This window comes from Spirulina subsalsa FACHB-351, from assembly GCF_026130165.1.
Lineage (GTDB): Bacteria > Cyanobacteriota > Cyanobacteriia > Cyanobacteriales > Spirulinaceae > Spirulina_A > Spirulina_A subsalsa_A.
This window is the reverse complement of the sequence record NZ_JAIHOM010000134.1, coordinates 1-12,200: the sequence shown is the minus strand read 5'-3', so window position 1 is coordinate 12,200 and position 12,200 is coordinate 1. Positions and strand designations below refer to the sequence as shown.

12 protein-coding genes are annotated in these 12,200 nt (G+C 49.4%); 3 read left to right on the top strand and 9 right to left on the bottom strand.

Features of this window, described 5'->3' with window-relative positions; genetic code table 11:
• The first annotated feature begins 302 nt into the window (after positions 1 to 302).
• Positions 303 to 488: a hypothetical protein gene (locus K4A83_RS19395; RefSeq protein ID WP_265266328.1), complete on the top strand. Its 186-nt coding sequence runs from the start codon at positions 303 to 305 to the stop codon at positions 486 to 488.
• A gap of 125 nt (positions 489 to 613) precedes the next feature.
• Here the strand turns inward: K4A83_RS19395 and K4A83_RS19390 are convergent, their stop codons facing one another.
• Complete coding sequence (locus tag K4A83_RS19390) at positions 614 to 1,318, bottom strand: CADD family putative folate metabolism protein (RefSeq protein ID WP_265266327.1); 705 nt, start codon at positions 1,316 to 1,318, stop codon at positions 614 to 616.
• 149 nt (positions 1,319 to 1,467) lie between these two features.
• Complete coding sequence (locus K4A83_RS19385; protein WP_407810171.1) at positions 1,468 to 1,803, bottom strand: zinc ribbon domain-containing protein; 336 nt, start codon at positions 1,801 to 1,803, stop codon at positions 1,468 to 1,470.
• A 153-nt stretch (positions 1,804 to 1,956) separates the two neighbouring features.
• Here K4A83_RS19385 and abc-f point away from each other — a divergent pair, with 153 nt between their 5' ends.
• Entirely contained in the window at positions 1,957 to 3,678 is a 1,722-nt protein-coding gene (gene abc-f / locus K4A83_RS19380; protein ID WP_265266326.1) for a ribosomal protection-like ABC-F family protein, read from the top strand.
• Between the two features lie 41 nt (positions 3,679 to 3,719).
• Here abc-f and K4A83_RS19375 read toward each other — a convergent pair whose 3' ends face one another.
• From K4A83_RS19375 to K4A83_RS19355, 5 genes are all read right to left on the bottom strand, one after another.
• The gene (locus tag K4A83_RS19375) at positions 3,720 to 4,331 is read right to left on the bottom strand and encodes a DUF3318 domain-containing protein (RefSeq protein ID WP_265266325.1); all 612 of its coding nucleotides are present in this window, start codon (positions 4,329 to 4,331) and stop codon (positions 3,720 to 3,722) included.
• Positions 4,332 to 4,429: 98 nt separating this feature from the next.
• Positions 4,430 to 5,143, bottom strand: coding sequence for a hypothetical protein (locus K4A83_RS19370; RefSeq protein ID WP_265266324.1), 714 nt, complete (start codon positions 5,141 to 5,143; stop codon positions 4,430 to 4,432).
• A gap of 19 nt (positions 5,144 to 5,162) precedes the next feature.
• The gene (locus K4A83_RS19365) at positions 5,163 to 6,584 is read right to left on the bottom strand and encodes a NupC/NupG family nucleoside CNT transporter (protein ID WP_265266323.1); all 1,422 of its coding nucleotides are present in this window, start codon (positions 6,582 to 6,584) and stop codon (positions 5,163 to 5,165) included.
• Positions 6,585 to 6,693: 109 nt separating this feature from the next.
• A complete protein-coding gene (locus tag K4A83_RS19360; protein WP_265266322.1) occupies positions 6,694 to 7,581 on the bottom strand; it encodes a CPBP family intramembrane glutamic endopeptidase in 888 nt (295 codons plus the stop codon).
• A gap of 101 nt (positions 7,582 to 7,682) precedes the next feature.
• Positions 7,683 to 8,087 (bottom strand): AbrB family transcriptional regulator, encoded by a 405-nt coding sequence (locus K4A83_RS19355; RefSeq protein WP_265266321.1) that lies wholly within the window; start codon positions 8,085 to 8,087, stop codon positions 7,683 to 7,685.
• Between the two features lie 570 nt (positions 8,088 to 8,657).
• On the opposite strand from K4A83_RS19355, the gene K4A83_RS19350 reads away from it, so the two are divergent.
• Complete coding sequence (locus K4A83_RS19350) at positions 8,658 to 9,680, top strand: succinate dehydrogenase/fumarate reductase iron-sulfur subunit (protein ID WP_265266320.1); 1,023 nt, start codon at positions 8,658 to 8,660, stop codon at positions 9,678 to 9,680.
• A 2-nt stretch (positions 9,681 to 9,682) separates the two neighbouring features.
• Here the strand turns inward: K4A83_RS19350 and K4A83_RS19345 are convergent, their stop codons facing one another.
• Together K4A83_RS19345 and K4A83_RS19340 are read right to left on the bottom strand one after the other, a co-directional pair.
• Positions 9,683 to 11,044 (bottom strand): trypsin-like peptidase domain-containing protein, encoded by a 1,362-nt coding sequence (locus tag K4A83_RS19345; RefSeq protein ID WP_265266319.1) that lies wholly within the window; start codon positions 11,042 to 11,044, stop codon positions 9,683 to 9,685.
• Between the two features lie 81 nt (positions 11,045 to 11,125).
• Positions 11,126 to 11,950, bottom strand: a complete 825-nt coding sequence (locus K4A83_RS19340; protein WP_265266318.1) for a Uma2 family endonuclease — start codon at positions 11,948 to 11,950, stop codon at positions 11,126 to 11,128.
• Between the last annotated feature and the right edge of the window lie 250 nt (positions 11,951 to 12,200).

Here is a 12,200-nt window from a genome sequence, read left to right as displayed (position 1 = left end):
CACAAATTGTCATGCTAAGAGTGATCCCTGAGCCTTAGCTAAAGAGTCGTGCTTCGCTGTTTCTATACTGGTCGGGTTTCATCCCGTCGGTAAAACCGAGGGTCTTCACCCGACATTGCAGATAAATACACGCAGCTTCTTACATTCCTGTAAAACGAAAATCAGTCGAGGGAAGACCAAGCTTCCGCGATCCGAAAAGGTCAGATCTCTCGACTGTTCTCATAATTATAGCACCTGCTTCGGGCATTGACGAGTTCCAACTGAAACCCAGTCAATATCTCTCAGGGTGACAGCCTTGCTAATTGGTTGGCAGCATAACGGCTGAGTTCAACCGCCATTTTTGCCCATTTTCCACCATTCGTCGCTTTTGGGTGGTCGGGTGCAATGATTTGTTATACCTCGATCGCCTCTCGCTATTGCCCATCCTGCGATCGCCCTTAGCTTTTTGTAAACGCAGTTTACGCTCTGGGATTGCTTCACTTCATTGATTAGGCAGCGGTTAGCAGCCTGGCTAATATCAATTATCAATTATCAATTCTCAATTCCCTATTCCTTGTTCCCTTGTTGGGTTTCGCGATCGCAAAACCCAACCGACAATCAGGGCATCAACCGCTTAAGCGGCGGCTTGGCAATAGGTTTCATAAACGCCGTCAAGTAACAGGTTTAAGGCGTTAACGGCTGATTGAGCAGCGTTGAGGGCCGCTTGTTGCTCTTCGGGGGTTTGACAAAGTTGGCTGAGGGCTTCCCGGGTGACTTGACTATGGATTTCGTCGGCTTTTTCGTGGACGCTGAAGAAGGACAGGGCTTCGGGGGCCTCAATGTCGTAGTATTCTTTGAGTCCCGCGATTTTGGTGGTGGAGACTTCGGGAATTTGGGCTTCGTAGGCGTAGAGGGCGGCTAAACCTTCGGCGGGGTTTTCGCTGCGGGCGAGGGTTTTCAGTTGTTTGATGGAGTCTTGGGTTTGGGGGAGATAGTCATGGTTTAATACGTCTTCCCGGTTTACTCCTAAGCCTTCGGCAAAGCGTAACCACAGTTCGGGGTGGTTCACGCTGCCCCCTTCTTCTTCCATTAAGTTCTCTAACAGCATTTTGCGGATGTTCAGGTCATCACAAGCGGCGTGGGTGGCGCTGACGTAGGTGGGGAAGTTGTGAACTTGCCAGTAGTATTCCTTAGCATACTCTTGCAACATTGTCAAGGTTAATTTTCCTTCGTTCCAGAGTTGATAGAAGGGGTGCTTGAGGAGGTGGTTTTGTTCGAGGATAGCATCAAGTTGAGCGAGGAAGGGGGCTTGAGTCGTTGGATTTTGGATAGCTACCATGTTTTTTGTCGTTTTGTGATGTTAATGAACAAATTGCTTCTCACTTTACCAAAAACGGGCTGAGAATGCGTTGATTGTCTTAGCGGCTATGGTAACGGTTGCACCTACTGGGGAGAAAGTGCTGTTCATTAATTGTAAAGATTGGTGAACTACCCCACCCTGCCGTTGGCGAGGATGGGGCTTCCTGATTCAACGGGAACTGCATCTAACAAAACCGATGTTTTGCCAGGTTGTCTTACACTCCCTCCCCAGGCAGTATCGCTGGTTCCCAACGACAAGATCCGCAAGGCTTCATTTCTGATATTTTGGGCTGCGTTGACATCTCGATCATGGCAAGTCCCACAATGTTGACATTGCCATTGACGAATATCCAACGACAAACTATCTACTCGGTTGAGGCAAACGTGGCAGGTTTTAGAGGAGGCAAAGAAACGGTCAACCTCAATATAGGTTTTTCCTTCCCACTCGGCTTTATATTTAAGCATTGTGCTATTGTAGCTGCTCATCCGAGAATTCGCGATCGCTCAGTTTGTTTATTGGTTGCTATTCATCCCCTCCCTGCAAGCGAGGAAGAGGAGAATTCCGCAACATTTTGTTAAAGTGGGAAGAGTGCAACGTGCAAGGGAAGAATATCGGTAATGCTGCGACTAGAACATATTAGCAAGGTCTATCCGACGGGGGAAGTGCTGAAGGATGTGACGTGGGAAGTGAAGGAGGGCGATCGCATTGGTTTGGTGGGAGTGAATGGTGCGGGGAAGTCTACCCAACTGAAAATCATTATGGGGGAGATTGAACCCTCTGGGGGGGAGGTAATTCGTCCGGCGGATCTGCACATTGCCTATTTAACTCAAGAGTTTGAGGTGGAACCAACGCGCACGGTGCGGGAGGAGTTCTGGACGGTGTTTGAGGAGGCGAATCAAGTTCATGAGGCGATCGCACACACCACCCACGAAATGGCCAGCGCAGATCCCGATACCCTTGAGGATTTAATCCATGAACTGGATCGCTTACAACGACGTTTTGAAGCGCTCAATGGGTACGCTTTAGACGCAGAAATTGAGAAAATTCTGCCGGAAATGGGCTTTTCCCCGGAAGATGGCGATCGCCTTGTCAGTTCCTTTAGTGGGGGGTGGCAGATGCGCATGAGTTTAGGCAAGATCCTACTCCAAAAGCCCGATATCCTACTGTTGGACGAACCGACTAACCATCTAGACCTAGAAACCATCGAATGGCTCGAAATCTACCTGAAAGGGTTAAAAACGCCCATGGTGATTATCTCCCATGACCGAGAATTTTTAGATCGGCTCTGCACCCAAATTGTGGAAACCGAACGGGGGGTTTCTACGACCTATTTGGGCAATTATTCTAGCTATCTCGCCCAAAAAGCTGAAAACCAAGCCGCTCAACTCAGCACCTACGAACGGCAACAAAAGGAATTAGAAAAACAACAGGCGTTTGTGGATCGATTTCGGGCGAGCGCCACCCGTAGCACCCAAGCGAAAAGCCGCGAGAAACAACTGGAAAAAATGGAGCGAGTCGAGGCTCCCGTTGGGGATGTAAAAACCCTGCGGTTTCAGTTTCCCCCAGCGCCTCGTAGTGGTCGAGAAGTGGTGATTATTGAGGATCTATCTCATACCTACAATGAGAAGATTTTGTTCCTCGGTGCCGAGTTGTTGATTGAACGAGGCGATCGCATTGCCTTCCTCGGTCCCAATGGATGCGGTAAGTCTACCCTACTCCGCATGATGATGGGCATGGAAAAAGCAGAAGAGGGTCGCATTGAACTGGGCAAACATAACGTCATTCCGGGATATTTTGAACAGAATCAAGCCGAAGCGTTAGACTTGGAAAAAAATGTCATGGAAACGATCCATGATGAAGTTCCGAGTTGGAAAAATGAGGAAGTTCGCACTTTATTAGGTCGTTTCTTATTTAGTGGGGAAACGGTGTTTAAAAAAGTGTCGGCTTTAAGTGGGGGAGAAAAAGCCCGTCTGGCCTTGGCTAAAATGTTACTCCGTCCAGCCAACTTACTCATTTTAGATGAGCCAACCAACCACTTAGACATTCCCGCTAAGGAAATGCTAGAAGATGCGTTACAAGCCTATGATGGCACAGTGATTATTGTCTCCCACGACCGTTATTTTATCTCCAAAGTCGCCAATAAAATTGTTGAAGTTCGGGATGGGGAGTTATTACTTTATCGGGGAGATTATCACTACTACTTAGATAAAATTGCCGAGGAAAAAACCAAGGAACAACTCCGAATTAAGGCCGAAAAAGAGGCAGAGAAAAAAGCAGCTAAAGCAACTAAACAGCGTGAGAAGTCAAAGAACAACAAAAAGAAAAAAGTGGCTTCTTAGCCCTTGAAACCTGATGTCGGGAAGGGGGGGAAGACATCAGATCAGGATAGGCGGGAGGTTTGGGGATCTCCCATAGTGGACAGGTGGGCGATCGCCTTTAAATTCTGGATGCGCAGTAACTCACTGAAACTCAGCTTAGAACGCCCTTCTAATTCGGCAACGACTTCAATCCCCTCTAACAGGTTTCTCGCCGCGTCTGGGGGATTATAGCCCCGTCTCTGAGCGACTTTGAGCGCCGATTCATCCGCTTCTACCTCCCGTTCAGCCCCGCGATAATTGCGCCACAACTGACGGACGGCGATCGCACTTAACCCCCCCGCAATCACCACACCCACCGCATCCCCTTGGGTAAACTGAGCAACAGTTCCCACCACCCCCACTAAGGCTAGAGTTTGATACCAGTTCGGTTTTAACCAAGGAATTGTAGTAGACCAAGCCACCAAGCGCAAAAACACTAAATCCCGTTGTCCCCGAGACAGTTTTTCCCACAACGGCACATTGAGATAAATAGGGCGCATATTTCGTTCCCAAGGTTTTGGGGTAGGGGTACTAATCACCTGACTTCCTTGGGAGGTGGGGACAATTTTGAGGGACATTCGCCCGGAAGCGGGCATTAATTCCCGTAGATGGGCAATTTCTTGATCAAGGTTCATCGCTAGTGTAGATAGTGTATGGGGTGTCCTTTGGTGTTGGGCTTCGGGACTTGGGATTAAAGGCTAAAGCCCAACAACAAACTAACAACAAACTCGGTTTACTGATTCTCCACTTCCGTCAACGTCGGAGCTAAAGCAGAAAACACCGCTTCCACCTGCTCCCCTTCCGACTCCGTAGCCGCAATCATTAAAATAACAATCCGGTTGGGCATGGGTAAAGCCCGAGACAACATCACCCCTTGCATGGGCTGGCTATTGCGACCCATTGTCATAGTTCCCCGCCAAGGAATGCGCGCCCCTCCAGATAGGGTAGGTTCAAAAAAGCCCGGTGTAAAGCCTTCCCCTTGGCGGAAAGTATCAATAGCCACTTGTGCTAAAGCTGCATCACTGAACTCCTCCTCTAGGGCTGCCCGAGGACGTACAGCGACAGAATAGGCTAACTGGCCATTTTCCGACTCAAACAGAGGGACCCCAGCGACCACTGAGGACTTATAACCGCTCAAAATCCCAACCTGAAAGCGTTTGCCCGGGTCTACATAAGTGTCCTCGACCTGTACGCTACTTTGGAGGGTGGGGGCGGCATCCTCGGGGATTTCTAGGGCTTCGGGGGGTTCTTCTACTTCAGGGGCCTCCTCCGTTGCCCCTTCGGGGGGGGGGAGGGTGGGAGAGGGGCTAGGGGTTTGAGCCACTGCAACCCTTGCCGGAGAAGGAATGAGAGTGCTATGGGAGGTAAACGGCGATCGCCCCAACCCCACCAACAAGGTTGCCGTCAGCAAGGCTAATCCAATCCGCCACCAATATTTCCGTTTCATCACCAATTTCTCCAGATCATTACAAACCTAACGCCGTCGGCTGACCAAAATAGAACAGTCCAGCCACACACCCCGTCATTAACGTGGCTAACGTTGCACCCCACAAGGCCTTAAAACCCAAAGCCGACACCTCAGAACGCCGTTCAGGAATCAAGGTGGCTAATCCTCCCACAAAAATCCCATAGGAGGCAATATGAGCAAAGCCGCACAGGACATAACTCACAATGAGTAATGCCCGACTACTCAAAACTTCCTGAGCCGATAAAACCGCTAAAGTTTGGTAGGGAGGGATACTGGTTTCCACCAAGCGCCGCCCAATAATTAAAGAACATTCCCACAGTTCATTCCAGTCCAGAGAAACCCCTGTTAAGGCCGTTAACGGTAGGAATAACACCCCCAGGATGTTCTGAATAGTGATCAACTCGAAGACACCCCCAAGGGTAGCTAAGAGGGTGTAGGGACTCCCGGATAAGCCCGCTAAACCGTTAAAACAAGCATTGACCAAGGCCAATAGGCCCAAAATGGCAATCAACACCGCCGCAATCCCCACGGCCATTTTGACCCCATCCAAGGCTCCCACAATCAGACTATCTACCGGACTCGGACGAGTTTTGCCCTCTTCTTCCGGTTCATCGGGAACATGACCCATAGTTTCCGGTTCCCCCTGTTCGGGAACCAGCAACTTAGAAATCACAAAACAAGCCGGAATGGTCAAAATTGAGGCAGAAACCAAATGTCCGGCAATGGAGGGAAAGGTCGGGCGCAAAATCCCCGCATAGAGTCCTAACACCGAGGAGGCAATGGAGCCAAAACAACTGGTTAAGATGGCACAGAGTTCACTGCGCGTCATGTTGGCTAAAAAGGGTTTCACCGCTAACGCCGATTCAATGCCAACAAAAATATTAGCCGCCCCCGAGAGGGATTCCGCCCCACTAATTTTCATCGTGCGGCTAAATAGGATAGCGAAGATTTTCACCACAGGTTGAATCAATTTCAACCGATAGAGTAAACTGACCAACCCGGCAAAGAAAATCACTTGCGGGAGGGCGCGAAAGGCGAGGATATAGCCCAAATTTAAGTTATCGTAACCGATGGCATCCCCCGGCACGGTCACGAGGGGATCTCCCACAGCGCGGACAATCCAACGCCCGGCTACACCGGGCCCCACGCTCCGACCCGGTTCCGGGACAATCCCAGAACCGAATAAAAAACGAGCCCCCGCTTCGGAGGCATCAAGGACGGCATTGAGTAGGTTATTTAACCCCTCAACTACTTGACTCCCTAGGATAAAAACAAATGCTCCGATGATTAGTTGCAGAGCAATGCCAAAAATAATGGTATTCCAAGGGATCAGACGTTTATTTTCTGACCCTAACCAAGCAATAACACAAAAACCAAGGATTCCCACTAAGGAAATAATGTTGAGAATTGAAAAGTCCACGGGCTGCTCTCAACTAGAGTACAAAACAACAAAACCTATTGTTCAGACAGGGGTTCAACAGGAACTTAAACAAGACGATAGCTGAAAATTTTCCCCTTGAGGTGGTTTTTTAGAAAAATGCAACGTTTCCTAACACTAAACCTGTGAAGACTAAACACAATAAACCTCCCACTCCCGCTAGGGGTTTCCCTTGCCACCCTGTAAACCACTGCCCTTTCTCGGTGGAGTAGGTCATCAGTTCGGCAGTATCTAAACAGGTTAACCCCCAAATCCAACCGCTATGAAGCCCCCAAGCGAGGCCAATGGTTTGGTCTGGTGTTACCCAACGGGCTAAGACTAAAACTAAGCCCATGATAAAAAGTCCGGGCAGTTGGGGGAGGGTTTCTTTTTGCTCCCAGATGAGGTGAGAGAGGGCAAACAGGAGACTAGACACTAGGGTAGCGACTAAAAGGCCGCGATCGCTTTTTAAAACACTCCACAAAAAACCGCGAAAAATTACCTCTTCAATGCCACCAATCAGTAAGGCCACGGCAAAAATAGGCAGTAAAATCTCTCGGGTGTTGTTTAGTTTTTCCCGATTCCACCGAACCCAACCCCCAAGGGACTCCACACTAAAGATCACGATTAAACCCAAAACAGCTAGTAAAAACCCTTGGGCTATTGTCCCCCCCATTGACCCTAAAAATTGCACCACAGGAGGGGGAGGACTGGGGGAAATGGTCAGCTTAAGGCCGTAAGTTTGGGCGGAAATTCCTTCTATAGCTGTTGCTCCCCACAAGACCAAGGGAACTAGACTATAAAGGGAGGCGAGAAATATTAATTTTTTCTGAGGAGTCAGGGGTTGAAAGGGTCGCCAGTTTAAAAACCAACTGAGGGGTAGGGCAAGGGGCAGCCACAATATTAGCCAAATGCTAAAAAATAGCAGCACCTTTTGCCAACTGGGACTTCCAGCTAGCAGGATCAATCCCTGTTGTAGGGAAATTTTTAAAAAATCCATAAAAAAACGGAGCAGCCTAAAACGAAGCTGTACTTTTAGGAGGGTTAGACCTCCTCTAAGGTCTAACCCTATTACAGTCTATAGGGATTGTGACACAGGGTTTAAGCTACGTCTGCTTCACTGTCTTCTGCTACGTTCCCCTCACTACTGGCATCGAGTTGTTTCAGGTGAATGTGTTTATAGCCCAGCTTGATTTCAAATTCATCTCCGGGTTTGAGTCCCATTTCCTGAGTGTAGGTTGAACCAATCACAATTTGGCCATTTTTATGGACACTGACGCGATAAGTCGGTTCTCGGCCACGACCATCTTTTGCCCCATCGGGATCTAAGGGAACACCTTTAGCGGCAAGGACTGCATCGTAAAAGTCTGTCAAATTTACCCGGGTTTGACCAGCTTTGTTGGTGCTGTAATATCCGCAGCGTTTAGCGGTTTCTCGACGGGGTAAGTGGGAAAGCTCTTTTACTTTTTGAAGGAGAGCCTTTCCCGTTAATGGACTGTCAGACATATCTTCCTAATTTTTTCCTAAATTTCAGGGAATCGTCGTAACGATTGACGACTATTTTCCCATCATATCTGATAAAGAAGTTAAAATCTAGAATTTTTTCAAATATTTTTGCGGATTATTTTCTGGGATCTAAAAATTGGGGAGGTCAGGGGTTTACTTAGCTGCAAAAATCCTCAAGGGGGAGGGGGATCTCGGGAGAGGAGGGGGAAGTTTTGCCCAAATTGATCCCGGGGGATCATCTGTTGCCCTCTTAGGAGAAATAAAAGTTAACAAGGGGAGAAGGGGAGAAAGGATGCGCCCCAAATTAGAGGTAGGGGATGGGTTATGGCGGGGTAAAAATCCTGTTCTGGGGAGGGTGAGGAAGGTGTAGCATAAAGAAAGGAGAGAAAATGAATCTGGGGGGAGCAGCCTAATGTTTGAAAGGGGAGGGATTTCATAAGGAGAGGGAGGATTTTCCGGGTCGGGAGTGGGAAAAACGGCCCTCTCTCTTGAGGTTTATCCGCTACTGGGGAGGCTCAACTCAATGGTGAATTTTCTCTGGTCATTTCAAGTCTTACATTTTTTTTCAATATGCAAGTCAATTTTAAAATCCTGCGCCAATCTCAAAATGGAGCCCCCAGAGTTCAGAATTATACGCTAGAGGTGACACCTGCTACTACTATTTTGGATTGTTTGAATCGGATTAAGTGGGAACAGGATGGGACTTTAGCGTTTCGGAAAAATTGTCGCAATACAATTTGTGGCAGTTGTGGAATGCGAATCAATGGGCGTTCTGCCTTAGCTTGTAAGGAAAATATCGCTGGGGAATTGGGACGTTTAGAAAAGATTCGCGAACAATCTGGAGAGGGGGAGACGGGGGGAAATGTGCCGGAAATGACTATTGCTCCTCTGGGAAATTTGCCGATTATTAAGGATCTGATCGTGGATATGCAGCCGTTTTGGGATAATTTGGAGGCGGTTGAACCCTATATTAGTACGGCGGGGCGGGCGATTCCGGAGCGGGAGTTTTTGCAAAGTCCCGAGGAACGGGCGAAGCTGGATCAGATGGGCAATTGTATTATGTGTGGGTCTTGTTATTCGGAATGTAATGCGCGGGCGGTGAATCCGGAGTTTGTGGGGCCTCATGCTCTGGCGAAGGCGCATCGGGCGATCGCAGACTCCCGAGACAATCAACTTGAAAGCCGCTTAGAGCAATACAATGACCCAAAAACAGGAGTGTGGGGCTGTACGCGCTGTTATTTGTGTAATGAAGTCTGTCCGATGGAAGTGGCCCCGATGGATCAAATCGGTAAGATTAAGGGGGAAATTCTCGCCCGTCATGATGCTCAAGCCAGTCGTCCTATTCGTCACCGCAAGGTTTTAATTGATTTGGTGAAACAGGGGGGCTGGATTGATGAACGTCAGTTTGCCCTGCGGGTGGTGAGCAATTCGTTCCGAGATGTTAAAGGCCTACTCAGTTTAGCCCCGGTGGGGTTACAAGTGTTACGGGCCCGGAAAATGCCCTTGACTTTTGATCCTTCGGAAGGGACGGCGGAAGTGCGATCGCTCATTGAAGCCGTACAAGCCCACCAAGCCGACCAGAAGCCCTCTTGACCCTAACGCACTCTCAACACATAACGACCCTCTCCCCGAGGGTCGTAGGCATTGACGAGGACGCGATAACGGTCAGTAATCGGTAGCCGCACCGTCAGACCCGAATCCGTAGTTTTGGCGTGGAGATTATGATTTTCCGCTAATTTGCGCCCTTGGGAGTCCATCACAATCACATAGGGGTCAAAATCAGGACTTGCCAAATGAACCGTAACCACCTGTCCCGCCTGACCTAGAAAGCTATATTCTCGGTATAAACTGCCATCCTGTAAACGCCCTCCGGTATCTGAAGATAACACCCCTTCAACCAGAATCAGAAACCCGGCAGCACTTTGTAATCGGGGTCTAAAGGGCGAGGCTTGGACGGCACTGACTTCTAAGGTATAACGCCCGACCTCTTTCGGTCGGGCAGCATTGGCCAGAATTAAATACACTCCATCCTCGGGCAGTTGGGCGACAATCCGGGCATCACGGCCCCCGGCACTATCATCATCTTCGTCCAAGTGGCGGCCATCGGGGGCGACGAGGATTAAATAGGCATCAAACTCACCACTGCGCAGGACAATCTCCACGTCCATCCCGGCCTGACCTTGGAAAGCATAGACATTATAAAAACTGTTATCCGAGGTGAGAACCTGACTTTGGGGAGTGAGGCGGCCTGGTCGGGCTTCCCCATTGAGGGTCAGGAGACGGGGGGAAGCCCGGCGAGAGGGGGTCTGATGGGGCAAGGTAGCGAGGAAGGTCTGAATAGAGTCTAGGGCGATCGCAAAATTAATCCCCACATTCCCCCCATTGCCCCCATGAGTATAAATCGCTGTATTTACCCCAATTAATTCCCCCTGACTGTTGAGCAGAGGCCCCCCAGAATTCCCCGGATTAATGGCGGCATCAGTTTGAATAAACCCCTGTTCAGAATCTAAACGACTGACAATCCCCGTGGTAAAGGTGCCTTGAAACTGACCAAAAGGATTGCCAATGGCAAACACCCGTTGACCGACCCGCACCGACCCCCCAGAGGCCAAGGGGAGAGTGGGCAAATGACCCACTGAGGGAATTTGCAGCAGGGCTAAATCTAAATCCCGGTCGAGACGAATCACCTTAGCCTGTAAACGGCGACCATCAGCTAAAATCACCCTCACGTTTTGTTCTGAGTCTACTAAGTGGGCATTAGTCAAAATTAGACCATCCGCCCGAATGATACTCCCACTGCCATGACCTTGTTTTCCTTCCAGAAAGACAACGGCCGGACTGGTTTGTTCATAAACCCAGATATTGGTTTCTTCCTCTCGATTTTGAGCCAAGACGACGGGGGACAGAGGGGACAGGAGAAGAACACCCCAAGGGAGCAACAGTCCTAAGCTAGTCATCAGACAAGATGTGATCCAGTGTATTTTTCGACTCCTCATAGACAGATGAACAATAGAGTAGATGTTGCGCGATCGCCTCTTTTATAGTTCCTCTGGGTCTAAACCGAGCGATCGCAACCTTTCCGCCAGACGTTCGGCCCGTTGTTCGGCGGTTTCGGCTCGTTGTTCGGCGGTTTCGGCTCGTTGTTCGGCGGTTTCGGCTCGTTGTTCGGCGGTTTCGGCTCGTTGTTCGGCAGCTTGAGCATTTTGGCGTTCAGCTTCTTCAGGTAACAGGACTAAATTCCCGTCGGTATCGTAAAACCGCAACCAAACGGCCTCCTCCCGGTCAATGGTTCCCGACCAAGTTCCCAGCCAAAAGCCCAAGCTTTCACACCACAACCAACCTCGCTCATTGGCTACCAAGGGCTGATACCCTTGGGAACTCTCTAAATGCCATCCCTGCAAAGAATTGGCTACAAACGGGTCAAATACAAAGTAATCTGGGGTGCGGAATATCTGTTCATAAATATCCTTTTTGCTTTCCTGATCGACTCGGGCGGTACTCGGCGACATCAACTCAACAATCACATCTGGATAGCGACCCCCTTCCTGCCATACTACCCAACCCTGTCGCTCTGTGGTGCCATCTACATCTAATACAGCAAAGAAATCTGGGCCTCGGAAATCTCGGTTCCTTGCTTGTTCGCTGCTGTAGTAAATGAACATATTCCCGCCCGTGTAGAAATCATGGCGATCGCGCCAAGCCTGTTGCAATGACCGGATCAGGACGTTCATGGCAATGCGGTGACGGTTACTTTCCAAAGGCTCTCCATCATCAAAAATCAAATCTGTCGGCGGCATGGGGGGTTCCCATTCCGTTTCCGTAGCGGTTTCGGGGCTAGTATTGGCAGTGAGTTTAACTGACATTTTCGGTTCCCCCGTGTCTCGTATTTCTCAGTTGTTGATGATTATATCCTCAACTTTCGGGATTGAAGTTCTCCCCTGCCCCCCAAGTTATTCAGCAGACTCTAGTCAAAACTTCTGCTGCTTATTGACACTCCCATCGCTGAAAGCGAGGGATTCTTGGTTCAACGAGTTTCCTTAACTTGGCAGGACGTATCCAACCAAGCCAGAGGGAATCTCTCCCCAAGCGTGAGTTCCGGTATGCCCTACCGTA